At 71.4% G+C, this 24699-nt stretch carries 25 protein-coding genes; 15 read left to right on the top strand and 10 right to left on the bottom strand.

All coding sequences use genetic code 11. The features are described from left to right. The first annotated feature begins 3 nt into the window (after positions 1-3). The 8 genes from OZN99_RS01900 (at position 4) to OZN99_RS01865 (ending at position 7993) form a co-directional block, all read left to right on the top strand. The gene (locus tag OZN99_RS01900; RefSeq protein ID WP_270933472.1) at positions 4-996 is read left to right on the top strand and encodes a hypothetical protein; all 993 of its coding nucleotides are present in this window, start codon (positions 4-6) and stop codon (positions 994-996) included. Positions 997-1269: 273 nt separating this feature from the next. Continuing rightward, complete coding sequence (locus tag OZN99_RS01895) at positions 1270-1722, top strand: TRAP transporter small permease (RefSeq protein WP_270933471.1); 453 nt, start codon at positions 1270-1272, stop codon at positions 1720-1722. Continuing rightward, positions 1722-2999, top strand: coding sequence for a TRAP transporter large permease (locus OZN99_RS01890; RefSeq protein WP_270933470.1), 1278 nt, complete (start codon positions 1722-1724; stop codon positions 2997-2999). The genes OZN99_RS01895 and OZN99_RS01890 overlap by 1 nt, the downstream gene beginning before the upstream one ends. Before the next feature lie 70 nt (positions 3000-3069). Continuing rightward, positions 3070-4068 (top strand): TRAP transporter substrate-binding protein, encoded by a 999-nt coding sequence (locus OZN99_RS01885; protein WP_270933469.1) that lies wholly within the window; start codon positions 3070-3072, stop codon positions 4066-4068. Next, on the top strand, positions 4065-5021 hold the full coding sequence (locus OZN99_RS01880; protein ID WP_270933468.1) for a DUF6282 family protein: 957 nt from the start codon (positions 4065-4067) through the stop codon (positions 5019-5021). The genes OZN99_RS01885 and OZN99_RS01880 overlap by 4 nt, the downstream gene beginning before the upstream one ends. After that, a complete protein-coding gene (locus OZN99_RS01875; protein WP_270933467.1) occupies positions 5014-5829 on the top strand; it encodes a phytanoyl-CoA dioxygenase family protein in 816 nt (271 codons plus the stop codon). The genes OZN99_RS01880 and OZN99_RS01875 overlap by 8 nt, the downstream gene beginning before the upstream one ends. Further along, positions 5826-7106, top strand: a complete 1281-nt coding sequence (locus OZN99_RS01870; protein ID WP_270933466.1) for an NAD(P)/FAD-dependent oxidoreductase — start codon at positions 5826-5828, stop codon at positions 7104-7106. Before OZN99_RS01875 ends, OZN99_RS01870 begins: the two co-directional genes overlap by 4 nt. Further along, positions 7091-7993, top strand: coding sequence for a TauD/TfdA dioxygenase family protein (locus OZN99_RS01865; RefSeq protein WP_270933465.1), 903 nt, complete (start codon positions 7091-7093; stop codon positions 7991-7993). Before OZN99_RS01870 ends, OZN99_RS01865 begins: the two co-directional genes overlap by 16 nt. A 346-nt stretch (positions 7994-8339) precedes the next feature. Here the strand turns inward: OZN99_RS01865 and OZN99_RS01860 are convergent, their stop codons facing one another. Then, positions 8340-9059, bottom strand: a complete 720-nt coding sequence (locus OZN99_RS01860) for a hypothetical protein (RefSeq protein WP_270933464.1) — start codon at positions 9057-9059, stop codon at positions 8340-8342. Positions 9060-9806: 747 nt separating this feature from the next. Between OZN99_RS01860 and OZN99_RS01855 the strand changes: the two genes are divergently transcribed. Then, positions 9807-10034: a hypothetical protein gene (locus tag OZN99_RS01855; protein WP_270933463.1), complete on the top strand. Its 228-nt coding sequence runs from the start codon at positions 9807-9809 to the stop codon at positions 10032-10034. 34 nt (positions 10035-10068) lie between these two features. Here OZN99_RS01855 and OZN99_RS01850 read toward each other — a convergent pair whose 3' ends face one another. From OZN99_RS01850 to OZN99_RS01825, 6 genes are read right to left on the bottom strand one after another with little or no spacing between them, the layout of a single operon-like run. Then, positions 10069-10920 carry a pyrroline-5-carboxylate reductase family protein gene (locus OZN99_RS01850; protein WP_270933462.1) on the bottom strand — a complete coding sequence of 284 codons (852 nt, stop codon included), beginning with the start codon at positions 10918-10920 and terminating at the stop codon, positions 10069-10071. Between the two features lie 21 nt (positions 10921-10941). Continuing rightward, positions 10942-11652 carry an ABC transporter ATP-binding protein gene (locus tag OZN99_RS01845; RefSeq protein ID WP_270933461.1) on the bottom strand — a complete coding sequence of 237 codons (711 nt, stop codon included), beginning with the start codon at positions 11650-11652 and terminating at the stop codon, positions 10942-10944. Between the two features lie 2 nt (positions 11653-11654). Then, on the bottom strand, positions 11655-12419 hold the full coding sequence (locus OZN99_RS01840) for an ABC transporter ATP-binding protein (protein ID WP_270933460.1): 765 nt from the start codon (positions 12417-12419) through the stop codon (positions 11655-11657). A gap of 23 nt (positions 12420-12442) precedes the next feature. Next, positions 12443-13654, bottom strand: a complete 1212-nt coding sequence (locus OZN99_RS01835) for an ABC transporter substrate-binding protein (protein ID WP_270933459.1) — start codon at positions 13652-13654, stop codon at positions 12443-12445. Positions 13655-13667: 13 nt separating this feature from the next. Then, positions 13668-14594, bottom strand: coding sequence for a branched-chain amino acid ABC transporter permease (locus OZN99_RS01830; RefSeq protein ID WP_270933458.1), 927 nt, complete (start codon positions 14592-14594; stop codon positions 13668-13670). Positions 14595-14622: 28 nt separating this feature from the next. Beyond that, entirely contained in the window at positions 14623-15498 is an 876-nt protein-coding gene (locus OZN99_RS01825; protein WP_270933457.1) for a branched-chain amino acid ABC transporter permease, read from the bottom strand. A gap of 240 nt (positions 15499-15738) precedes the next feature. On the opposite strand from OZN99_RS01825, the gene OZN99_RS01820 reads away from it, so the two are divergent. Continuing rightward, positions 15739-17082: an aromatic ring-hydroxylating dioxygenase subunit alpha gene (locus tag OZN99_RS01820; RefSeq protein WP_270933456.1), complete on the top strand. Its 1344-nt coding sequence runs from the start codon at positions 15739-15741 to the stop codon at positions 17080-17082. A gap of 413 nt (positions 17083-17495) precedes the next feature. Here the strand turns inward: OZN99_RS01820 and OZN99_RS01815 are convergent, their stop codons facing one another. Continuing rightward, positions 17496-17924, bottom strand: a complete 429-nt coding sequence (locus tag OZN99_RS01815; protein ID WP_270933455.1) for a hypothetical protein — start codon at positions 17922-17924, stop codon at positions 17496-17498. 558 nt (positions 17925-18482) lie between these two features. On the opposite strand from OZN99_RS01815, the gene OZN99_RS01810 reads away from it, so the two are divergent. Further along, positions 18483-18998 carry a lipocalin-like domain-containing protein gene (locus tag OZN99_RS01810; protein WP_270933454.1) on the top strand — a complete coding sequence of 172 codons (516 nt, stop codon included), beginning with the start codon at positions 18483-18485 and terminating at the stop codon, positions 18996-18998. Positions 18999-19160: 162 nt separating this feature from the next. Here OZN99_RS01810 and ligD read toward each other — a convergent pair whose 3' ends face one another. Together ligD and OZN99_RS01800 are read right to left on the bottom strand one after the other, a co-directional pair. Then, positions 19161-21677, bottom strand: coding sequence for a DNA ligase D (gene ligD, locus OZN99_RS01805; protein ID WP_270933453.1), 2517 nt, complete (start codon positions 21675-21677; stop codon positions 19161-19163). 47 nt (positions 21678-21724) lie between these two features. Next, positions 21725-22153: a hypothetical protein gene (locus tag OZN99_RS01800; protein WP_270933452.1), complete on the bottom strand. Its 429-nt coding sequence runs from the start codon at positions 22151-22153 to the stop codon at positions 21725-21727. Between the two features lie 303 nt (positions 22154-22456). On the opposite strand from OZN99_RS01800, the gene ku reads away from it, so the two are divergent. The 4 genes from ku to OZN99_RS01780 are packed head-to-tail and all read left to right on the top strand — an operon-like array spanning position 22457 to position 24649. Further along, positions 22457-23392, top strand: coding sequence for a non-homologous end joining protein Ku (gene ku / locus OZN99_RS01795; RefSeq protein ID WP_270933451.1), 936 nt, complete (start codon positions 22457-22459; stop codon positions 23390-23392). Further along, positions 23367-24041 (top strand): SOS response-associated peptidase family protein, encoded by a 675-nt coding sequence (locus tag OZN99_RS01790; RefSeq protein ID WP_270933450.1) that lies wholly within the window; start codon positions 23367-23369, stop codon positions 24039-24041. The genes ku and OZN99_RS01790 overlap by 26 nt, the downstream gene beginning before the upstream one ends. 22 nt (positions 24042-24063) lie before the next feature. Further along, the gene (locus OZN99_RS01785) at positions 24064-24393 is read left to right on the top strand and encodes a hypothetical protein (protein WP_270933449.1); all 330 of its coding nucleotides are present in this window, start codon (positions 24064-24066) and stop codon (positions 24391-24393) included. Positions 24394-24397: 4 nt separating this feature from the next. Continuing rightward, positions 24398-24649, top strand: a complete 252-nt coding sequence (locus OZN99_RS01780) for a hypothetical protein (RefSeq protein ID WP_270933448.1) — start codon at positions 24398-24400, stop codon at positions 24647-24649. Positions 24650-24699: the final 50 nt, after the last annotated feature.

Genomic DNA, 24699 nt, shown 5'->3' with positions numbered 1-24699 from the left:
GCGATGCCGACGCATGCCGAGTTCAGCGCCGAGCTCACCAGGGCGCTGCCGCACGCCAAGGGCGTGAAGCTGCCGGCCGAGCGGACGCTGCGCGTCGACGGCGAGCGACACCGGCCGACGCTCACCCTCTCCGCCGCGGGTGTCGCGGCGAACATGCAGACGAACGCCGCGGCCTTCGAGGGCTGGGCGCTGGCGCTGATGGCGTGGCTGGGCGCGGGCGGCGTGCGGATCGCCTGGGAGCCGCCGCAGCGAGACGCAGGACCGGTCGCGCTGCGGCACTATCGGCGCTTCCTCTATCGTCTGGTCCGCTTCGCGGCGCTGATGGGCGAGGCGCAGGTCGACCTGGTGACGATGCCATCCGACGCCATCGCACCCTTCGGCGCTCCCGACGCCGTGCCGGTCCTCAACCGGTCCTCGGGCGGTGGCGAGGGTGCCTCGGCGGAGGGCTCCGAGGCGTGGCTGGAGAAGCGCCTCGCGCAGCCCGGCACGCCGGAGCGGCGCTGGCTGGAGGAGCGGACCGGCGTGACGGCCCTGGACCGCCAGGTCGCCGTCGGCGTCTTCGATCGGGTCGTGACGAAGGGCACGGAGATCTTCACGGCCAGCAAGAGCGCGATCGACCTGCTGGGCCGTGATGCCGCAGGCGATGTCTGGCTGCTTGAGCTGAAGGCGCCTGGCAATGCGACGGTGGGCGCGCTTTCCGAGCTGCTCTTCTATGCGGCGATCCTCGAGGATCTGCGGCGCGGGCGGATCGGGCTGAAGCCGGCGGCGCAGGGCCTTTCGCGGGACGCCGTCACGCTCGCTCAGATCTGCGGCAGCCGCCGCATCCGGGCACGGCTCGCCAGCGCCGACATCCACCCGCTGCTGCGAGAGCACGTGTTCCCGCTGCTGAATGAGGCAGTGGCGCGGGCGGAATTGCAGGTCGAGTTCGGCTGGCTGGACCTGGGCGGGCTGCCAGCGGGGACGATCGAGCCGAACATGAGGCCGGACGCGGTGTAGCCGGGCGCCAAGTGCGTCGCGGCCGCGGACCGCCGGTATTCTGCCGCCAGCACGCCCATCGATCATCGTGACGATGTTGGCGCGGGATTTGCTTGACCGTCTCATGTCGATTTGTTGCAGTCATCGGGCTGGGTTCGCTGGTGGCCCGGGAAAGGGGCGTCGCGCGTGCACGACCTTCCGCGGGAGCGGTCATCGCCGACGATGGCATTGCCTGGCCTCCAGGCGGCAAAGCTCGTCCTGTGCGCCTTGCGTCGGGTCGTTGACGGTTGCCTGATGCTGCTCCTCGCGGTGATGGTCGTGTCGGTGCTCGTGCAGGTGGCGGGGCGCTACGTCTTCAACTTCTCCATTGCCGGCGCGACCGAGCTCGCCACCTTCGCGCAGATCTGGATGGTGCTGCTCGGCGCCGGGTATGCGATGCGGTCGCGGCTGCACGTGTCGATCGACGTCCTGGTGGCGATGCTGCCGCCGGCGGTCGCGCGGGCACTGCTGGTGCCGGTCGCTGCGCTCTGCCTCTGGTTCCTCTGGGTGGTGTTCGAGGGCGGGCTGCAGCTCATCGAGGTCGGCGCCATCCAGACGAGCGCGGCCCTGCAGATCTCGATGCAGATCCCCTACATCGCTCTGCCGGTCAGCGCCGCTTATTTCGGGCTGGAGGCGGTGCTCGCCTTTGGGGCGGCCGTGCTCGGACGGGCGCCGGTGACGGGCGGCGGCGGGGTGAGGCTGGATTGATGCTGCTCACCTTCGGCTCCTTTCTCGCCCTACTCGTCGCCGGTGCGCCGATGGTCTTCGTGCTCGGCGTGGCCGGCGCGCTGACGCTCGCAGTCACCGGCCAGACGCCGCTCGTGGTGGTGGCGCAGCGCCTCTACAACGGGCTCGACAGCTTCCCGCTGCTGGCGATCCCCTTTTTCGTGTTGGCCGGGCTGATCATGGAGCAGGGCGGCATCGCGCGCGCCATGGTGGGCCTGGCCACGGCGCTGGTCGGCTGGATCCGCGGCAGCCTCTTCATGGTCTCGACGGTGACCGCCACCGGGCTGTCGGCCATCTCCGGCTCGGGCAGTGCGGATACGGCGGCGGTCTCCTCCATCCTGCTGCCGGAGATGCGGCGGCGCGGCTACGACATCGACTATGCCGCCGCCACCGTCGCCGCGGCGGGCGCGCTGGGGCCGATCATCCCGCCCTCCATCATCATGGTGGTGCTGGCCATGATCTCCGACCTGTCGGTCGGCGCGATGTTCCTGGGCGGCGTCGTGCCGGGCCTGATCGGCGCGGCAGGCATGATGGTGGGCCACTGGCTCTACGCGCGGCGCGAGCCCATGCGCTACGCGGATGCCGAGCCGTTCAGCCTGCGGCGCCTGGGCCAGGCCTTCGTCGCCGCGCTGCCGGCGCTGGCCATGCCGGTGATCGTCGTGGTGGGCATCATCGGCGGCGTGGTCACACCGACCGAGGCGGCTGCGCTGGCGGTGGTGGCGGGGCTGTTCATCGGCCTCTTCGTCTATCGCGAGATGAAGCTCGCCGACCTGCCGGGGATGATGCTGCGCACCGCCGGCATCTCCTCCGCGGTCATGATCATTATCGGCACCGCCTCGATCTTCTCCTGGCTGGTGGCGGTGCAGGACGTGCCGCGGCTGATCAGCGCCTGGTTCGAGGCGAACGTCGGATCGGCCTGGGCCTTCCTGCTGACGGCGAACCTGCTGCTACTGGTCGTCGGGATGTTCATGGAAAGCATCTCCGCGCTGCTGATCCTGATGCCCGTGCTGATGCCGGTGGCCATCGCGATGGGCGTGGATCCGCTGCACTTCGGCGTGGTGGTCGCGATCAACCTCTCCATCGGCCTGGTCACGCCGCCCTACGGGATCTGCCTGTTCGTGGCGTCCACCGTCGCCGGGCGGTCGGTGATGCAGATCTCGCGCGTCGTCTGGATCCCGCTGATCCCGCTGATCCTCATGCTGCTGCTCAGCACCTACGTCCCCGACGTGGTGCTGTGGCTGCCGCGGACATTGCTGTAGCCGCTCGTCCCGATCCGGGACCCGGGCGCGTCGCGTTCCGTCGAGACTGGTCCACCAGGAGGGGGAAGACATGATGCACCGACCGATCCGCCGCAGGGGCCTTGGCCCACTCGCGCTCGGGGCGCTGGCCGCGCCGGCGCTGCCGCGACTGCCGCTGGCCCAGGCACCCGTGATCCTGCGCGCCGCCCATACCAATGCGGTGGGCGAGGTGCAGGACGAGGGCCTGAAGGTCATGGACCGGCGCCTGCGGGAGATCACCGGCGGCCGCGCCGGGCTGCAGATCTTCCCCAACGGCCAGCTCGGCAACGAGCTGCCGATGATCGAGGGCGTCGCGCTCGGCACCATCGACGTCGCGGTGCCGTCGCACGCCGCCTTCACGAACTTCGTGCGCGAGTTCCAGCTGTTCGACATGCCCTACCTGATCCGCGACTACGCGCATCTGGACAAGGTCGCGCGGTCGCCCGTGATGGGCGAGCTGGCGGAGGCCGCGCGCGGCCGGAACTTCCGGCTGCTGGCGCTGTATTCCTCCGGCATCCGCCACGTCATGGCGCGCGGGCCGGTGGGCAGCATGGACGACCTGCGCGGCCGCAAGATCCGCGTGCAGCAGAACCCCGTGCATGTCGCGGCCTTCCAGGCCTTCGGCGCCAATGCCACGCCGCTGGCCTATGGCGAGCTCTACGGCGCGCTGCAGGTCGGCGTTGTGGACGGGGCGGAGGCCGCCTACACCAACTATGTCGGGCAGAAGTTCTACGAGGTGGCGAAGCACTGGGCGCGCGTGGCGTGGCTGAGCCTGACCGCGCCGGTGATCCTCTCCGAACGCCGCTTCCAGGCCCTGCCCGCCGATATCCGCCAGGCCGTGCAGCAGGCGGCCGAGGACTCCGCGACCTTCGAGCGCAACCTGGTGGTCGAAGGCGAGGAGGCGCTGCACCGGACCGTGATGGCGCAGGGCGTCACCGTCACCGATCCCGACAAGGCGCCCTTCCGCCGCGCCGCGGAACCGCTCTATGCCCGCTTCCTCACCTCCGAGGCCGACCGGCGCCGCCTGAGGACGGTGCAGGAGATGACGTGAGCGACCCCGCGCAACGCCCGGCGCCGGCCACCACCGACGTCCGGCGCCTGCCCTTCGCGGAACTCCTGGATGGCGCGGTGGACAGCCATGTCCATTGCGGCCCGCACATCAACCCGCGCACCGTCACCGTCTTCGACGCGGTGCGCGACGCCGCCGCGGCCGGGCTGGTCGGCCTCGGCGTCATGGACGTTTTCGCCAACACCTCCGGCCTCGCGGCGCTGGCGATGCGGGAACTCGGCCATCTCGGGGTCGAGGTGTTCGGGGGCATCATCCTGGAGCCCTACGTAGGCGGCGTGGACCCGCGAACGGTGCGCATGGCGCTCGGCATGGGCTACGGGCCGGGAAGCGGGGCGCGCTTCGTCTCCCTGCCCTGCCACGCCACGCGCTTCGTGGCCGAGGCAGAGCGCCGCCCGGCGGACTTCGTCGCACGCTGCTTCGCCTGGGACCGCGGCACGCCGATCCCCGAGCCGCTGCCGGAGATCCTGGACCTGATCGCCGCGGCGGATGCCGTGTTCAACACCGGCCATGTCACCGGCGACGAGGCGCTGCGCCTGGTGACGGAGGCGCGGCGGCGCGGCGTGCGGCACATCCTCTGCCCCGCCGCCTACTTCACGCCCGAGGACTGCGGCGCCATCGCCGAGCAGGGCGCCTTCGTGGAGTTCGCCTTCTTCGTCCTCAGCCACGCCACCGCCATCGGCCAGACGATGAGCGACGAGCAGAAGCACCGCTTCGCGCCGGTCACGCTGGAGCATGTCGCCGCCTGCATCCGTGCGGCGGGGCCGGGCCGCACCGTGCTGTCCTCCGACTCCGGCTCCTATGTGCTGCCGCCGCCGGTGGAGGCCTTCCGGGAGATGCTGGTGATGATCCACTCCTGCGGATTCACCGAGGCCGAGCTGCGGACGATGTCCGCCCGCAACCCGGCGCAGCTGTTCCTGCGCGGCCGCCATGGCTGAGATCGCGCCCGCGGCCATCGCCGCCTTCCAGGCCGACGGCGCCGTGCTGCTGCCCGGCCTCTTCGCCGGGGAGGTGGAGAGGCTGCGCGCGGCGCTGGACCGGCTACGCGCGGATCCCGGTCCGCTGGCGGAGGTCTATGGCGGGGATGGCGGCTTCTACGGCGACCGCTTCGTCTGGACCCGCGATGCGGCCATCGAGGACTGCGTGCGGCACGGGCCGGGCGGGCCGGCGATCGCCGCACTGCTCGGCGCACGGGAAGTGCGGCTCTACTGCGACCACGTGCTGGTGAAGGAGCCCGGCACCGGCCAGCCGACGCCCTGGCACCACGACCTGCAGGCCTGGCCCATCGAGGGTGCGCAGATCGCCTCGCTCTGGGTCGCGCTGGATCCGGTGACGCGGGAGAACGGGGCGGTGGAGTTCGTCGCCGGGTCGCATCTCTGGGGCCGGCGCTTCCGCTCCGACAGCTTCGGCCGCAGCGGCGCCACCTTCGCGCCGGCCGAGGACGACGGGCTGGAGCCTTGCCCGGACATGGACAGGGAACGCGACCGGCATCGCTTCCTGTGCTGGGAGATGGCGCCCGGCGACGCGCTGGCCTTCCATGCGCTGACGGTGCATGGCGCGCCCGGCAACCGCTCCGCCGCGCGGCGCCGGGCGATCTCCTTCCGCTATGCGGGGGACGACGTGCGCTGGGTGCAGCGGCCGGGACGGACGGCGAAGCTGATCCGCGACCCCGGCCTCAGGCCCGGCGACGGCCTCGACCGCTCCGACTTGTTCCCGCGCGTCTTCCCACTGGAGCCCGCGACGTGAGCGCGCCGACCGCCCTGGTGGTCGGCGCCGGGGTGGTCGGCGTCTGCGCGGCGCTGCAGCTGCAGCGCGCGGGCGTGGCGGTGACGCTGCTGGACCGCGGCCCGCCGGGCGAGGCGTGCAGCTTCGGCAATTCCGGCTCCTTCGGCGTCGGGCTGGTGGCGCCGCAGGCGATGCCGGGCATCGCGGCGAAGCTCCCGCGGCTCTGGCTGCATCCGGACGAGCCGCTGGCGATCCGCCTGGCGCGGATCCCGCGCCTGGTCGGCTGGGGGCGCCGCTTCCTGGCGACCTCCGCGCCCGCGGAGGTGGCGCGCATCACCGCGGCCCGCCACGCGCTGCTCTCCCGCGCGCTGGATGCCTGGGACGACCTGGCGGCGGAGGCTGGCGCAGCCGGGCTGATCAAGGCCGCGGGCATGCTGTTCGTCTTCGCCCGGCCGGACGGGCCGCGCCGGCTGGACGCCATGCTGGCGCTGCTGCGCGGCGCGGGTGTCGAGGTGCACGCCATCCCGGCGGAGGACGCGCGGCGGATGAACCCCGCCCTGTCGGATGCGGTGCAGGCGGCGCTGTTCTTCCCGAACAACCGTCACACCGTCTCGCCGCTCGCGCTGACGCAGCGGCTGGTCGCGCGCTTCCGGGCGCTCGGCGGCACGCTGCGGCAGGCGGAGGTGGCGGCGACCAGCCCCGGCCCCGCCGTGACGCTGGCGGGCGGCGAGCGGCTTGCCGCCGACCACGTTGTGCTGGCGCTGGGCGCCTGGACGCCGTCGCTTGTGGCGCCGCTCGGCCTCGGCCTGCCCATCGCCGCGGAGCGCGGCTACCACGTGATGACCGCGTTGCCGGAGGGCTTCGCAGTGCCGACCACGCTGTCCGACCGCAACGTCGTGCTGACGCCGATGCAGGACGGGCTCCGCATCACCGGCGTGTCGGAATTCGCCGCGCCGGAGGATCCGCCGCGCTGGTCGCTGGCCGATCGCCTGCCGCGACTGGCCGCGCCCTATCTGCGGGGTCCCGTGGCGCAGGTTGCGCGGCACTGGGTGGGGCCGCGGCCCTCCACGCCGGACTCCCTGCCGGTGATCGGTGCGGTGCCCGGCCATCCCGGCCTGATCCTGGCCGCCGGGCACGGGCAGGCCGGGCTGGCCATGGCCGCCGTCACCGGCCGGCTGGTGGCCGACATCGCGCTCGGCCGCCGGCCGGGCATTGATCTGGCGCCCTACGCCCCCGGCCGCTTCGCCGGGCCGGGCGCGCTTTCCCCGAAGGAGGAGAGGACATGGGCTCGGGCCTGACCTTCTGGCGCGCCGCCGCCGCGCGGCGCGGCCTTGTCGTGCGGGATCTCGGTCCCGCCATCGGAGTCGAGATCGAGGGCGTGGACCTGACCGCGCCGGAGGATGAGGAGATCACCGGCATCCTGCGCGGCGCCTGCGTGGAGCGCACGCTGCTGCTGCTGCGCGGGCAGGAAAGGCTGACGCCGGCCGGCTACGTCGCCTTCGCCCGGCGCTTCGGCGACGAACTGGACCTGCACAGCCGGCGCGACCTGTGCCACCCCGACCATCACGAGATCTTCGTGGTCGGCAACGTGGTGGAGAACGGCCGCGCCGCCGGCGCCGCGAAGGTCGGGCTGAACTGGCACACCGACCACTACCACCTGGAACACCCCGCGCTTTTCACCTTCCTGCACGCCATCGAGGTGCCGCCTGTCGCCGGCGAGACGCGCTACGCCAACGGCATCGCCGCCTGGGAGGCGCTGGACGAGCCGACCCGCGCCCGCATCTCCGGGCTGAAGGTGCGGCACAGCCGCGGGCGGCTCTACCGCGAGCTCTTCCCCGATGCGACGGAGACGCAGGTCGCGGCGGAGGCCGCGCGATTCCCGGACGTGGTGCATCCGCTGGTGCGCACGCATCCGGAATCCGGCCGTCGCGGGCTCTATCTTGGCGGCGAGTGGGGCTCGCTCATTGAGGGGATCCCCAAGGAAGAGGCGAAGGCACTGTTCGCGCGCCTGCTGGCACATATGACGGAGCCGCGCTTCGTCTACGAGCACCACTGGCGCCCAGGCGACGTGCTGATGAGCGACAACCGCTGCAGCCTGCACCGCGCGACCGAATGGGATGAGGGCCGGCACCGTCGCCGGCTGCACCGGCTGATCCTGCTCGATCGGGTGAGGCCCGTCGGGTAGCGCCCGCGCCGGTCGCTTTCTCCCGGGGAGGCTCAGGTCGCCGTTGGCCCCTGGCCCCGTCGAGCATTGCCTCACGGGACGCGCACGTAAGGCGCGCTGCAGTAGCCTTGCGAGGGCTGTGGCGTCTCCCGGCAACGCGTGTCCCTGGATCCTGGGTTGGCTCGGGGAGCATCGGCGTGGTTCGCCGTGCGTCCAGCGCGCGGCCGAGATGCTCCGCGAAGGCCGCGGCAGCGACGGGCAGCGCCCGAGCCAGAATACCCGATCCATCGCAGTTGCGACGCCGGTGCTCAGCGAGCCGCAATGCAGCCGGCCCCTCCCTGCCGGCTGCGATGCCCGCGGCCGGCGCCTAGCTGATGGTGCTGGACGAGGGATTCAGGAACGCTCGGAGCTGCTCCGGCGTGCGGATCTCATGCCAGCCAGCCAGTGCTCTCGCGGCGGGGCCAATGTTCTCCGAGGAACTGACGCGCCGGGTATGCACCGCGGCATGAGGCTTCGGCTCGATGCCGAGATACGCGGCCATGGGACGGTCCAGATAGATCTCCCGGGGGTGGATCGTCTTGCTCAGATAGCGCGCGAGTCCCGCGTTCTGTTCATGGTTTTGGCTGCCCCGCGATCCAAATGCATTGCCAGTGATCTTCAGCGCGACAGGTCTCCCAGATTCGCGCGGCGAGAAACCGAAAACGTCGTAGAGGTGCTGCTCGAGGGCCGGGACAAGCTTGTGCCAGCGGTCGCGCGGGACTTGGATCACGTAGTGGGTGTGGGGTCCCCGGCCCTGCACGTTCTCCCGCACGTAAGCGTATACAAACGCGATCCCCTGCCTCTCCAGGAACGCCCGGGCCAAGCGAATGAGCTGCTCGTCGAGTTTCTGCCAGCCCTTCTCGCGGAAGGCGGCGTGGTCCTTCCAGTAGACGGTGAGGTGGGCCGTCAACCGTGTGCCGCGCCTTGCCGCAAATGACATGGCATTAGCCAGGGCGAAGAGGTCCGCAAGGGAAGCGAAGCGCGAAGAGCACTTGCGGCGGGGACGAGGTTGTCGATCACGAACGACAAGCCCCTTCATCGCCTTCACCTGCCGGTTGCGGGAGCGGGCTTGTAACGTCTGCTGCAAGAATAGGTGGGCACCCATTTAGCTGCGCCAATAATGACTGCCCTTATTTGTTCTCCCCGGTCGCCGGCGAGAAAGCGTAGTAGTTACAACAGCTCGATCGCTGGATAACCCGCAGTTCATCTGCGACCGCAGCGCGAGAGTGATTTGGTCGTTGGGGGCTTCAGGCACGCGTCTGGTCCTTCCGAAACTTGTCGCCTAAGCGGAGGAGCCCAGGTTGGACTTCTCCTACCCTGCACTATAGGGAGGGCGCGCAGTTTCATCACATCGTGCCTGAAGCCGGGTCGGCTCGCGCCGCGCGGCAGGGGTCAGGAGCTGATCGCTGCAAGGTGGCGGCCCAAAGTGGGAGGATAGGTGGCTGGCGACAGCGACTTGGCGGTCGCGCCTACGGCAGGCTGGAGAGCCGATTGCTGGTCATTCCTGGAACCGTTCGGGACCGCGCCGCGGCACCTGCCGTCTGTGCAGCGGATCCTGTGGCATCCGGGTGCGCGCCATGCTGGGATCCGCATGCGCCCGCGCAGCCATCGTGCAGATGGCCAATCTCGCCGGATACTTGGTCGGTCCTCTGCCCATCGCGCCGAGGCGCCTAGGCTGTTGCGCAACGCGCAGGCCGTGTTGCGTTCGCGGCCGCAACGGGAAGATACTATATAAAAAACAGATACTTACGGCGCAGCGGGGCGCGCAACATCACGCAACAACTAGGTTGAAGAGGTGGGCTGGGCCACCCCATCCGCGATCCGTCAGGCGGCGCTCAGGGCTTGGCGTCGTCGGAGCGTGGATGCGGCGGCGATCTCGGGCGGGGAGGACAAGGTCACCGCCGGGTTGACCACGGGCGAACGGCTGCGGCCGGCAGACCTCGGCGAGCTGATCGCCTTCCTCGTCACCGGCAAGGTGCGCCACCTCACCGGCGCCACCATCGACGTCAACGGCCCGTCCTAAGTTAGGTAATGCCGGCGCCGGAGGGCCTCCGCCCTCAGCGCAGGAAGCCCATGTGATCGTCGGGCACCGTCTCGCCACGCAGCTCGTAGCTGCGACCCGTCATGGCCCGGGCGCCCGCGCGGATGCCGGCGAAGACGCCACGCACTTCCATGGTGTGCAGCGCGCTCCAGGTGAGGCCCTGCCGGGTGGCGACCATCTCGATCACCTGCTCGGGCTGGAAGCCCCCTTCGCTGAGCAGCTTCGCCGTGGCGCGCAGCCCGTCTGCGACCATGCGGCGGATGAAGGCCTCGTCGCAGCCCTGCTCCACGCCGGTCTCGATCAGGGTCTTGAGCACCATGCAGGTGTAGGGGGTCAGGCCGAGCGCAACGCCGGTGATCGGTTCCATCAGCGCGTCCGGCACCCATTCGATGCGCTCGCAGGTGCCTTCCACCAGCGCCTCGACGGTGGCGCGCTGGTCGGCTGTCACACCCTCGCTGGCGGAGAACAGGGTGACGCCGGCCGAGACCCAGGCGGTGGGCGGGGGCGTGACGCGGATCACCGTCGTTCCGGCCGGCAGCCGCGCCTGCAGCCATTCCACTGTGAGCCCGGCCGCGATGGACAGAAGGACGTGGCTCGGCCGGAAGGCGGGGGCGAGTTCCTGCAGCAGGCCGGGCATCTCCTGCGGCCGCACGCCGACCACCACCAGCTCCGCAGAGGTGGCCGCGGCGAGGTTGTCGTCGCCGACCGGCAGGCCGTAGCGCTGCGCCAGCTCCGCCCGGCGGTCGGCGCGGCGGTGCGTCGGCAGCAGCTTCTCCCGCGGCCAGCCGGCGGCGATCGCCTTGTCGATCATCGCCTCCATCATCGTGCCGACGCCGATGAAGGCTGTGGCAGGGCGCGTCGCGCTCATGACGTTGTCCTCCGGTTTTCGCTACAGCACGCGCGTGAACCAGGCGGGATCGCGCAGCGTGTCGGGGGCGACCTCAGCCACCACGGCGCCGGCCCGCAAGGCCGATACGCTGTCCACATGGTCCAGGGTGAGGCTGACATTCTGCTCCACCAGCAGCACGGCGAGGCCCTGCTCGTCTGCCAGCCGGCGCAGCAGTGCCATCAGCTCGAGCGAGGGGCCGCGCGCGAGGCCGCAGGTCGGCTCGTCCAGCAGCAGCACCCGCGGCCGCACCATCATCGCCATCGCCACCGCCAGCATCTGCTGCTGGCCGCCGCTGAGCATGGTGGCGCGGCGACGCGCCATGCCCTCCAGCATCGGGAAGAGCCGCCACGCGATCCCGAAATCCGGCGTATCGCCGGCGACCGCGCCCATCAGCTCCAGGTTCTCCCGCACGGTCAGGTGCGGGAAGACGCCGCGGCCGCCGCTGCCGGCCTGAGGCACCAGCGCGACGCCGCGGGCCAGGCGCGCCCGCGTGGTCAGAGGCACCAGTTCCTCCTCACCGAGGCGGATGGAGCCGCCATCGATGGCGATCAGCCCGAGGATCGCCTTCAGCGCCGTGGACTTGCCGCTGCCGTTGCGGCCGATCAGCAGCCGCACCTCTCCCGTCGCGACGGACAGGCCGAGGCCGCGCAGCACGGGCAGGCTGCCGTAGCGCGCCCGCAGGTTGGAGACGGCGAGGAGGGGGGCGGCCACCGTCACAGCCCCATGAAGGCACGCCAGACGCGCGGATCCTCGAGCACTTCCGCGGGCGGCCCGGCGACCACGACGCGGCCGGCATCTAGGAAGACGGCCTCGTCGCACAGCTCGCGCACCAGCTCCAGGTTGTGCTCGATCAGCAGGATGGTGCCGACCTGCCCGGCGAGGCGGCGGAGCAGGGCCGCCAGGTCGCGCACCGCATCGGGGTCGAGGCCCGCCGCGGGCTCGTCCAGCAGCAGGAGCTCCTGGCCGGTCGCCAGCGCGCGGGCGATGCCGACGCGCTTCTGCTGCCCGTAGGACAGCTCGGTCGGCAGACGGTCCGCGAGATGGGCGAGGCCGACGGCGGCCAGCAATTCCTCCGCGCGGGCCTGCACCCGCCGCTGATCGGCTGCGGCAATACCCCAGCGGAGGATCGCCGTGCCGAGGCGCTCGCCCCGGTTGCCCTGGCAGGCCACCATCACGTTCTCCAGCGCCGTGAGCGTCGGGAACAGGCGGATCTCCTGGAAGGTGCGGCTGATGCCGCGGGCGGCGCGCGCCGCGGCGGAGAGCCCGAGCAGCGGCTGGCCGTGCATCTCGATGCGGCCTGCATCCGGCGCGACGACGCCGGCGACCAGGTTGAACAGGGTCGTCTTGCCCGCGCCGTTCGGGCCGATCAGGCCGGTGGTGGCGCGGGCCCGTATGTCGAGCGAGACGTCGTGGACGACGACCGCGGCGCCGAAGGCCTTGCGCACGCCGTGCAGGCGCAGCGCAGGGACCTCTGGCATCGGCGCCGGCCGCGCCGCTGCCGTCACGTGCGGCGGGCGCCGAAGTCGAAGATGCCGCGCTGCTGGATCTCGGCGGCCGAGAGATGCACGGCCGCCTCGCCCCGGCGGTAGGTGCGAATGTCCAGCTCGCGCAGCGCCGTGCCGTCCTCGCGGTAGGAGAAGGGGCCGAGCACGCCGGTGAAGGTGCCGAGCCCGAGCAGGCCGGCGCGGATGTTCTCCGCCGTCCAGTCCTGGCCCTGCTGGCGCATGCGCGCCATCGCCTCGAACAGTGACATGCCCAGGTCATAGTGGGTGCGCACGAAGATCGCCGGGTCGCGGTTGTAGGCCTGGCGGAACGCCGCGACGAAGGCGGCTTCCTGCGGACCGCCTTCCGGATTGGAGGAGGATGTCCAGAAGCTGTTCTCGGCGGCACTGCCGGCCACGGAGAAGAGGTCGCGCGATTCGAAGCCCTGGTGGCTGAGGATCGGCGCGGTGAAACGCGCTTCCCGCAGCTGCTTGACCGCCGCGCCTATCGAGGCCCCGGAGAGCGCCATGTAGATCGCGTCCGGGCGGCTGGCCGCCAGCTTGGCCGACACGGCGGCGAGATCCGCGCGCGTCGGGTCCACGCCCTCGTCCTCCACGATCGTGCCGCCGGCAGCCGGCCAGAGGCGGCGCACCGCATCGCGCATGCCCGTGCCGAAATCGTCGTTGCCGTAGAAGATGCTGACGCGCCGTGCGTTGAAGGCCTGCTTCGCGAAAGCCAGCGCGACCTCGGCCTCCAGCGCGGCATTGGCGACGCTTGTCATGAAGTAGCGGCTGATGCCGACCAGCCGAGGGCTGGTGGCGCCGGCGCTGATCTGCAGCACCCGGGCGCGGTCCGTGATCGGCACGACGGCCAGGACCGGGCTGGAATAGACATTCGCCAGCACGTTCACGCGATCCACCTGGATCAGCTTCTGCGCGGCCGTGACCGCGCGAGCCGGCTGGGCGGCGCTGTCCTCGAAGATGATCTCGATGCGGGTGCCGCCGAGGCCGCCGCGGGCATTCCACTGGGCCGCCGCGAACTCCAGCCCGGCCCGGAAATCCGCGCCCTGCGCTGCGGTCGGCCCGGAGAGGTTCAGCACGGCGCCCATGCGCCACAGCTCGGGGTAGCGGGCCTGGGTGCGGCCAGCGGACGGCGCGAGCCCGGCGGCGACGGCGGGAAGCCCGAGCGCGAGGCGGCCGAGGCCGCGGCGGCGCAACGTGAGCTGTGTCATGCGTGTTCCCTCCTCAATTGGCTGGTGTCGTGGTCGAGGCCGTAGTGGTGGTTCCCGTCTCCGTGCGGGTGCGCAGCCGGCGCCGGCCCGCGATGCCCTCCGGGCGCAGCATGACGATCAGGATCAGCAGCGCGGCGTAGACGATCTCGTTGAGAGGCCCGCGCAGCGTTGCGGGGATGCCAGCGAAGCGCAGCGCTTCCGGCACGCACCAGATCACCAGGGCGCCGATCGCCGGGCCCCACAGCGTGCCGGCGCCGCCCAGCACTGTGGCGACGATGATCACGAAGGAGGTGCGGGCGATGAAGCTCTCCGGGTCGATGAAGGCGACGTAGGAGGCGTAGGTGACGCCGGCCGCACCGGCCATCGCCGCGCTGACCGTCAGGATCTCGAGCTTGCGGCGCCGCACGCTCTTGCCGGCCGCTTCCAGCGCGGTCGGGTCATCCTTCAGGGCCCGCAGCACGCGGCCATAGGGAGAGGCGGCGATGCGCCAGGCGACGAGCCCGATCACCGCCAGCACGGCGAGGATGACGAGAAGCTGCAGCCAGGGGGTATCGAAGTCGAAGCCGAACAGCGAGGGCGGCGGGATGCCGGGAATGCCCATCGGCCCGCGCGTGACCTCGGTCAGATTCAGCATCAGCTCGTGGCAGATCACCGCGAAGGCGAGCGAGCCGACGATGAGGTAGTCGCCCTCCAGCCGGCTGGCGGGCAGCGCGATGGCGGCCGCGACCAGGCCCGCCGCCGCGGCGCCAGCGAGCAGCGCCAGCGGGAAGGGCAGGCCGAGGTTCAGCATGGACAGCGCCCCGGCATAGGCGCCGATGCCGAAGAACGCGCCATGCGCCACGGAGAAGAGCCCGGCGTAGCCGAAGGCGAGATCGTAGCTGACCGCCAGCATGGCGTAGATGCCGGCCATGGCGAGCACGGCGAGGATGTAGGCTTCCATCCGCCTCAGCGCCCCGGCCGCATCGTGGTCATGCCCGCCTCAGCCCGATGCCGAGCAGGCCGTTCGGCCGCAGCAGCAGAAAGGCCGTCATCGCCGCCAGCGCCAGCGTCGTCTGGAAGGAGGCGTTGGTGACGTAGACCGCGACGGCGCCGACCAGCCCGAGCACCAGCCCGCCCAGCGCCCCGCCGAGATAGGACCCGATGCCGCCGGCGAAGACGGCGACCGTGGCGATCAGCAGCTGCGTCTCGCCAAGGTCGGGCGAGACGCCCTGGTCGAACAGCGCGATCGCGCCCACTGGCACGGTGAGCGCGGAGCCGAGCGCATAGGCGTGCAGGTAGCGCCGGTCGAGGTCGATGCCGGCGATGCGTGCCATCTCCGGGTTGGAGACGACGGCGCGCAGCTCCTTGCCGAGCCGCGTGCCGACCAGGACCCAGGCGATCGTGAGCGTTGCCGCGATACCCGCCGCCACCTTCCACAGCACGAGTTCCGAGACGTTCAACGGCCCGAGCGCGACGCGGCCCATGGCGCCGGAGGACAGCGAGAGCGGGACGCCGCCGAAGATGAGGAGCAGGATGTTCTGCAGGATGACCAGCAGCGCGAAGGAGGCGAGGAACCAGAGCAGCGGCGGTGCGCCGCGCCGTCGCAGCGGTCGGTAGAGCAGGATCTCGCAGGCCATGCCGGCGATCGCCGCCACGCCCGCAGCGCCCAGCATTGCGAGCGGCAGCGGCGCGCCGAGTTCCTGCACGCCGAGCAGGATCGTGTAGCCGCCGAGCGTGAGGATGGCGCCGTGCGCGAAGTGGAACACGCGCGTGGTGTTGAAGATCAGGCCGAAGGAGAGGCCGACGACGGCGTAGATCGCGCCCGATCCTACGCCCTGGAGCAGGAGCTGGAGCGCGAGGTCCAAGGCGATGCCAGCCTAGCGCGTGGCGCCGCGTCGGCGACGCGGCCGCGCAATGGACACGGGCGTCCGCATGTCGCGGATCATCGTTTCTCCCCCTCCTCAGCGGCGATGCCGCCCCGCGCACACGCATTCGCGTGGCGAACGAGGTCAGGCTATCGCCACCGGTTCGGGCCTGCAAAGCATTCTTTGGTGGCGCGTGGCCGGGCGCGGCTATCCTCCATCGCAGCGAGGAGGGACGCCAGCATGCGCACTGCACCCGCACCGTATTCCGGCTACCACAGGCCGCTCGACGCGCCCGAGGATGCGGAGATCACGCGCACGGGTCGGGGAACGCCGCTCGGCGAGCTGTTCCGCCGCCACTGGCAACCGGTCGCGCTGGCCTCGCGTATCGGCGTGCATCCGCTTGCTCTGCGCGTGCTGGGCGAGGATCTCGTGCTCTTCCGCTCGCCGTCCGGCACGTTGGGCCTGCTGCACCGCCACTGCGCGCATCGCGGCGCATCTCTCGAATACGGGCGGGTGGAGGAGCGCGGGCTGCGCTGCTGCTATCACGGGTGGCTGTTCGCGCATGACGGCCGCCTGCTCGAGGCGCCGGGCGAGCGTGAGGGCACGCCGCTGCTGCGCACGGCGTGCCAGGGCGCCTATCCGGTGCAGGAGGTCCACGGCCTCGTCTTCGCCTATCTCGGCCCGCCGGAGCACCGCCCGCCTTTCCCGCGTTTCGACACGATCGGCCTGCCGGATGTCGAACTGGTTCCCTACTCCCTGCACTACCCCTGCAACTGGCTGCAGGTGCACGAGAACCAGATGGACCCGATGCATGCGGTGTTCCTCCACACGCGCATGGGCGAGACGCATTTCACGCCCGCCTGGGGCGAGATGCCGGTGCTGATCTACGGCACGCATCGCGATCGCACCTACTATGTCGCCGTGCGGCGCGTCGGCGATCACGTCTGGGTCCGCATCAACGAGGTGATCGTGCCCAACGTGGGACAGGTGGCCGCGCTGTGGGAGAGCGGCGAGGTGCCGCGGATCTTCCAGCGGGTGGGCATCACGCGATGGACGGTGCCGGCGGATGACGAATCCTGCTGGATCCTGGGGTGGCGGCATTTCGGACCGGAGGTGGAGCCGCCTGGTCTCGGCCAAGGGAACCGCAGCCTGGTCGGGCACGACAGCCTCGACATCTATGGCCAGTCCGGTCATCGCCCCTATGCCGAGATGCAGGCCAACCCCGGCGATTGGGAGGCGCAGGTCAGCCAGCGGCCGATCGCCATCCATGCGCTGGAGCATCGCGGAGCAACCGATGTGGGGGTGGTGACGCTGCGCCGGCAGCTGCGTGCCGCTTTGGCGGGCCAGGTGGACCCGCGGCAGCCGCATGGGCTGGGTTCCGGCGAGGATCCTCTGCCCACCATGACCTGCAACGTGGTCTTCGCCCGCGCATGGACCTCACCGCCCGGCAGCGCCGCCGAGCGGGAGCAGCTCAAGCAGCTTGGGACGCTGGTCCGGGACGCCGTGATCGCAGCCGACGATCTGGCACCCGATGAGCGCCAGGCGGCCATCGGCGCCGCGATCAGCCGCATCGCGGTCTGCTAAAGGAAGAGGAGGCCGCCTCTGAACGGCGCCGGGACGTCCCAGCAGGGGTCGAACCACGCTGTAGCCGCACGATCGAGCATGCTGCCGCCTGTCTGCGACCATCCCCAACGACGGATGACGCGTTCGATCCGGCAGAAATCATTTGCGCAGCTCCGGAAGCGGTAGTGCCGTCGCCCCATAATCGTCCCAGGCTGTGACTTCCCTCGCCCGCGGCGTCGCCGATTTACCGCCGTCGATCCGCGGTCCGTCCTGAAGTTCCGGCCTGCCCGCGTGCTCTTGGCCATGCTGGTGATGAAGTGCTCCAGCTTGTCGGCGCTCATCAGTTCGACCATCGCCCGGCAGAGCTGCTTCGCCTCCGGCCAAGTGGCGCGCGACATGACCGGCACGACGACGTGCAGGCTCTTGCCGCCCGATCAGGGGCCGCAGCGCAGCCGCGCCCAAGCATAGCGTGGCGGCGGCGAGCCGGGCGTCGTCGCGCGCCACCGCCACGTCTCCAGAAGCACAGTCCCAGCCTGCTCGACGGTGGCCAGAGTGAAGGCGGCCTCGGGCTCTGCTTGCCCTGCGGGCGGCGCGAGTGCGGCACCATAGGACACGCCCTGCCGCATGGCCTGCATCACCACCTCCGGCGCCGGCGCCTGGCCGGCACGGGGCTGCGCGGCCACGACGTGTCGGTCTGGTCCGTCGCCGGTGAGCGCCAATCCGATCGATGCCTCGTCTGGGCCCAGGCCTTCAGACTGCACCACGGAACAGTCCTGCAGCGCGGGCCGCTGCCCCGCGCGGTCCTGGGCGGCGGCGTAGGTGGCGAGAAGGATCAGCGGCATGGCGAGCAGGCAGGCGCGCATCGTGCATGGCCTTGTTGGAAGCTGGTCTGCCCAGGTTAGGTCGGGCAACCCGGGTAGGCCTCGCAAAGCCGCGTGTAGGGTGCCTGGGCACTACGGCGCGGCATGATCGCTGACCGCGGTCGATGGCTCTCGCGCCGGCCAGGTCTTGCGTCGTGCTGCACGGCACCGAGCACGCGGCGCACAGTGAGCGACCCGTGCAGAGCTAGGGCCGGGGAGGGCGGGAAGCGGACCTGCAGGCGCGACCCAGCGGCGTGCAATCTTCGGCTCCCCGCCGATCAGGACGAAGGCAACGGCGCCGATCCGGCGCGGACTCCGGACTGTCATGGCGCGTCGACCCTTTGCCGGTCAGGTATCGCGCTGATCACCCGCGCCGCATGGCACGACTTCGGAAGATCTTCGGGCAGATTTCCGGACCGCAACGGCCAGGCTCGGTAGTATGGGCGCGCCGGGAGCCACCCGGCGGAAAGAGGTGCCGGGTCCTGGCGGCCGTGTCGGCAGACGCCAAGGCTCGACATTCTCGGAAGGTGCCCAGAGTTCATGTGCCGGAAGGGAGCCAACATGATCCGACGTTCAAGCCTCGCGGCGTTCCTCGCAGTGACCCTGCTCGCGCCGCCGAGCGCCTGGGCCCAGGCGACCTCGGTCAGGGACATGCTCGTTGGCGCATGGTCCTTTGTGTCGGTGGTGAGCCAGTCCGACGACGGCAGGCGCGGCGAACCCTTCGGCGCGAGCCCGAAGGGCATCATCATCTTCACGCCTGATGGCCATTTCTCGCTGTTCCAGTCGACAGCTGAACTCCCCCGACTGGCGGCCAACGACCGCGCCCGGGCGACGCCGGAGGAGGCGATGACGGTGGTGCGGGACTCGATCGCCTACTACGGCAGCTACACCGTCAACGAGGCCGCGCGGGAGTTCTCGCTGACACTCGTGGGCAGCACCTACACGAACCTCATGGGCAGCGCGCCGCAGCGGCGCATCATCACGACGCTTACTCCGACCGATCTGGCGTTCAGCAACCCGAGGACGCCGAGCGGCGTGACCCTGAACACCGTTTGGCGGCGGGCCTCGCCTCAGTAAGGCCGCGGGGGTCCCCCGGGGGGAGGCGCCGACGACAACCCGCCGATGCGCGACCTTCGGCGGCGACCTCTGACCTCGAATCACCGCTCCGGGTCGGACTACGCTGTAGCCGCTCGACCAGGCGAGTTACCGCCCTTGTCAGGCAATCCGCGGCGGTGCCCGTCAGCGTAGCGCCGGAACCGGCCGTGCCGCAGCGTTGTAGCCATCCCAGACCGTGGCTTTCCGCACTCCCGCCGGAGCCGAGCCGATGGTGAAGGCGCCCGGATCGAGCTTCGGCCCGACCTCGCGCCAGGACACCGGCATCGAGACCGTCGCGCCGGGACGGGCACGCGGCGACCAGGCGGCGACGGCTGTGCTTCCGCGGTCGTTCCTGAGATAGTCGAGGAAGATCCGGCCTGCCCGCGCGCGCTTCGCCAAGCTGGTCGTGAAGCGCTCCGGGCTGTCGGCTGCCATGAGCTCGACCATCGCCCGGCAGAACGCCTTCGCCTCCGCCCAGGACGCGCGCGGCGTCAGCGGCACCACCACATGCAGGCCCTTGCCGCCCGTCGTCTTGCAGAAGGCGCCGAGGCCGAGCTTCTCCAGCCGCTGCCGCATCTCCAGCGCGGCGTCCACGACCTGCGCGAAGGGTAGGCCCTCATCCGGGTCGAAGTCGAAGACCAGCCGGTCGGGGCGGTCCTCGTCGCCGACCCGCGAGCCCCAGGGATGGATTTCCAGCACGCCGGCCTGCGCGAGCGCCTGCAAGGCTTCCGGCCGCTCGATCGCGAGCAGCGGCTTCGTCTCTCCGGCCACTTCGACCAGGCGGATCAGATGCGACGTGCCGGCCATGGCGTGCCGCTGGAAGAAGCGCTGGCCGTGGATGCCATCGGGCGCGCGCACCAGGGAGAGCGGCCGGCCCCCCGCATAGGCTAGCAGCGGCTCCGCCACGGCGGCGTAGTAGGCGGCGAGGTCGCGCTTGGTGATCCCCTCCTCCGGCCAGAGGAGCTTGTCGGGGTTGGTGAGCGTGATGCCGCCGGCCGCCGCCTTCGATGCCGGGCGCTTCGCGGGCGTGGTGGGCGGCGGTGGCTCGTCCGGTCGCGGCACGCCGACCTCGCCGGCCGGCTTGTCCTCGCGCAGGCCCTTGAAGCTCGCCTGGCGGATCAAGCCGTCGGGGGTCCAGCCGGTGTAGTCGATCTCCGCCACGAGGCGCGGCTCCACCCAGGTCGTGGCCCGGCGCTCCTTCGCCGGCACGCCCGCCGCCGCCGGCGCGTCGCGGCGCAGCGGCTTCAGCAGACGCAGCAGCTTCTCGGTCTCCCGCGCGCCGATGCCGCTGCCGACGCGGCCGAGATGGACCAGCCTGCCGCCCCGCCAGGCGCCAAGCAGCAGCGTCAGGCGGCCCTTCGCGCCCTCGCCATGGCCGATCACCACGAACTCGTCGTTGCCGCGGCACTTCGCCTTCACCCAGTCTCCGCCGCGGTCGCCCGGGCGATACGGCGCGTCGGCGCGCTTGGAGACGACGCCTTCCAGCCCGATGCGGCAGGCACTGCGCAGCACCGCCTCGCCGGCCGCCGCGAAGGGCTCGACGTAGCGCAGCGCGGGCGGCGCCTTCGCCAGCATGCGCTGCAGCCGGGCCTTGCGCTGCGTCAGCGGCAGGTCGCGCAGGTCCTCGCCGCCGGCCGCGAGCAGGTCGAAGGCGAAGTAGACGAGGTCGGCGGTCGCCTTCTGCTCCATCGCCGAGCCGAGCATGCCGAAATCGGGGTTGCCCGCCTCGTCGAGCGCGCAGAGCTCGCCATCCAGGACACAGTCGCCGAGCCGCGCCAGCGCGGCCGCGGCCTCGGGGAAGCGCGCGGTCCAGTCGTTGCGGTTCCTTGTCCACAGCGTCGTCCTGCGGTCCTTGATCACGGCGATGATGCGGTAGCCGTCCAGCTTCACTTCGTGCAGCCAGCCCTCGCCCTCCGGCGCGCGGTCCACCAGCCTGCAGAGCTGCGGCGACACGAAGCCCAGCGGCGCGGCGGCACCGGCTTTCGGTGTCGCGGCGCGTCCTGCGGTCTTCGTCGGTGCACCAGCCTTCGGTGCAACCCCAGGCTTACCCGCCGCGATCGCCTCCATTGTGCGCCCGCTGATGACGGAGGTCGTCGCCTCCTCGACGAGCACGCCACCCGCGCCGGGCCGGGCCTCGTCATCGCGGCGCTTGATCAGCAGCCATTGCGGCGCTCGTTCCTTCGGCCGCGGCTTCATGCGCACGAGGTCCCAGCCGCCGCGCAGCCGCGTGCCGTGCAGCACGAATTTCAGGTTGCCCTTCGCAAGCGCTTCGGCAGCGTCGGGGATCTGCGGCGCCGGCCCCCAGCTGCCCTCATCCCAGACCATCACCGTCCCTGCGCCGTAGCCCTCCTCGATGGCGCCCTCGAAGCGGGCGTAGTCCATCGGGTGGTCCTCCGTCTGGACCGCCAGGCGCTTGTCCGCCGGGTCGAGGGAGGGGCCGCGCGTCACCGCCCAGGATTTCAGGACGCCGCCGAGCTCAAGCCGGAGGTCGAAGTGCACCCTTGTCGCATCGTGCTTCTGGACGACGAAGCGCAGCCCCGCCGCGCGCGCCGGCGCCGGGGCGCCGCGCGGCTCCGGCGTGCGGGAGAAGTCGCGCTTGCCGCGATAGGCAGCAAGCGGGTCGGGCGTCGTCGCCCGCGAAGCGGAGGAGCGTGGGGCCATGACCGCCTGAACGCCTCCCTTGCGGTTGCGTTCTGAGGGGCGGCGCCTCAGCCCACCGCCGAGGCGGCCCTGGTCTGCCGCCCGCGCGGCGTGGCCAGCTGCACGAGACGGGCGATGCGGCCGTCCACGCCACGCTCCACCGCGAACCGGCGCTGCCCCAGCGCGCGCCCAGCCGCGCCGATGGCGTAGAGCCCGACGATCTCCTCGGCGCCATCCGGTTGGTCCGCAAGGTGGGGCAGTTGCAGCACGGCATGGGCTGCCGCGTGGTCGCGCATCAGGACGCCGAGCACGGCCCCCGCCGCCTCGTGCTCCGCCGTGCCCTCCAGCGCCGGCAGTCCGACCATCGTCACGTGTCCCGCCTCGTCGGCAAGGTAGGCGCGCGCTGGCAGCGCGCTGCGGCCACGTGCCGTGCGGAGCAGCCGCGCGTGCACGTGGTCGAGAAGTGCCGTGAACGTGAGGTTCGCGAGTCGGATCATCCGCGGCTTCCGGGAAGCACGATGGCAACGCCGATCTGCACAGGCGGTCGCAGCGGCTGGGTGGCCGTTGCCCGCCCGAATCCGCACAGTATCCACATATCCACAGCCTCGGCTGCGAAATGAGAGGCGGTTCGCCAGCGCCTGTCGAACTTGGGAATGAGTCCAGCCGACTAGGCCGGAAAGCGCATGAAAAACACGAGCTTCCAGTCAGCTGCCTGCGACGGAACAGAGACAGAAACCGCCCGATCCGGGCCCCCGTTCACCACCCGACGATCGACACCAACCGCAGGCGAGACCACGCGCATGGCAGCACGACCGACATGGGAGGGGCACCTTCGACTGTCGCTCGTCACCTGCCCTGTCCGGCTCTTCAAGGCGGTGGGCGAGGGCGATCAGGTCCACTTCAATCTCCTGCACCGCGAGACCCTCAACCGCGTCCGGCAGGCCTGGAAGGACCCGGATGACGGCCTCGTCGAACGCAAGGACCTGGTGCGCGGCTACCAGGTCGAGCGGGACAGGTATGTCGTCGTCGAGGACGAGGAGCTGAAGAAGCTCAAGCTGGAGAGCACGAAGGTCATCGACATCGAGCGCTTCGTGGACGGCCGCGAGATCGACCGCCTCTATTGGGACGAGCCCTACTACCTCGTGCCCGACGGCAAGCCCGCGCAGGACGCCTATGCGGTGATCCGCGAGGCGATGCGCGGTGAGCACCAGGTCGCCCTCGGCCGCCTGGTGATGTCCAGCCGGGAGCGGATCGTCGCCGTCGAGGCACGCGGCAAGGGCATGCTGCTCTCCACCCTGCACAGCCACGACGAAGTGCGCAGCGAGGACGACGCCTTCGAGACGATCGCCGAGGTGAAGATCGACAAGCGCATGGTCGAGATCGCCCAGCAGATCATCGCCCAGGCCAAGGGGCCCTTCGACCCGGCCGAGTTCCACGACCGCTACAAGGAGGCCGTGCGCGAGCTGGTCGAGAGCAAGGCCGAGGGCGAGCGCGTCGTCCACCGGCCGACGCAGGAGCCGGCCGAGAGCAACGTCATCGACCTCATGGAGGCGCTGCGCCGATCGCTGAAGGCGCCGCAGGGCCCGGTGGCGAGCGACAAGAAGGAAGAGCGCCGGGCCGCGCCAGCGCGGGGCGCGGCGAAGAAGGGGAGCACCGCCAAGGGGGGCGGCAGTGGGGAGCGCCGCGCGCCGCCCCGCAAGGGAGGCTCCCATGCCCCGCGGCGTGCTGCAGGGTGAGCCGGAGGTGCTCGGCGTGCCGCCTTACGACCGGCGGCCCGGGGATCCCTGCCTCGTCCTGATGCGCGCGCCCGACACGGGCGATGTGGTGCCCGCGGCGATGCGCTGGGGCATCCCCACGCCATCGGACCCGCGCCGCCCGGTGCTGCAGGTGCCGGTCGAGCGGATGCGCGGGCGGCGCATGGCGCGGCGCGGGCGCTGCCTGGTCGCGATGGACGGCTACACGCAGCGCGGGGTGAAGCGCACGCCGATCGCGGTGCGGGTCGCGGACGGGGTGAGCGTCGCTATCGCGGCGGTGTGGGAGGACGGCCCCGGCGGGCCGCGCTTCGCGATCGTCACCACGGAGGCCAACGAGCTTCTCGCACCGGCGCACGCCCGGATGCCGGTGCTGTTGCCCGCGTCGATGTGGCCGAGCTGGATTGCCGAGGGTGCGCTGACCGCGGCGGACCTTGCCCTCGTCGAGCGCCCCGCGCCGCCGGCGTGGCTGCGCGCCCAGGCGGTCCGGGGCACGCAATCCCGGCCATCGCCGCTGCCAGTGGCGCGGCAGCTCGCCGACTGGGCTCCCGGCAGCCGCTTCTGGGCGCCGCGCGAGCAGCGGACGGACCTTGCGACGTCAAAGCTGGGGGCACATCCCCATGCCCTGGGGTGAAGGGCCGGGACCCTTGCCGCCGATGCGACCCGCCACCGGCACGGAGCTGGTGCGGATGGCGGCAGCGGCGGCGGTGCATCAGGTGGTCGGCGCCGACGAGCTCGAGCGGGACGAGGCAAGGCAGGACGCCTGGCACACCTTCGCGGACCTCATGCGCGACGTGGCGGACTGTGCCGCCGGGATGGACGAGCCCGACCGCGCGGCGCTCGCGGCCCAGGTGGACGCGGCGCTCGCCGACCTGCGGCGCGTGCGGGCGAAGGTGCTGGCCGGGACAGGCGGCGCGATCCTGTTCGTCGCGGTGGTGCCGGCCGGGGCGCGTCGCGACCTGCGCCTGATGTTCGCGGCGGGGTAGGGCCGTGGCCGGCTATCGATCCGACCGGCGCCTGCCGCGCCCGCTGGTGCGGCGGGTGGACGGCCGCGACATCCGCATCCACCGCGGCGACGGCTTCCGCTGGCTCGACCTCGCCGAGGGCTACCGGGTCCGCCTTGAGCGCGCTGGCGGGAACTGGGTGGCACGGCGCGAGGGCGCAGACGACCGCATCGCCCGAGCGCGCACCCTGGGTGCGATCGTGGGCGCGGTGGTCCGGCATTACCGGGCGCTGTCGTGAGTCGGTGCTGGGCAGCTGGGCGCGTGCTCTGACGCGCTTTGACGGAGCTT

Origin of the sequence: Falsiroseomonas oryzae, from assembly GCF_027856955.1 — a bacterium.
GTDB classification, from domain to species: domain Bacteria; phylum Pseudomonadota; class Alphaproteobacteria; order Acetobacterales; family Acetobacteraceae; genus Falsiroseomonas; species Falsiroseomonas oryzae.
This window is presented reverse-complemented; position numbering and strand designations above follow the sequence as displayed.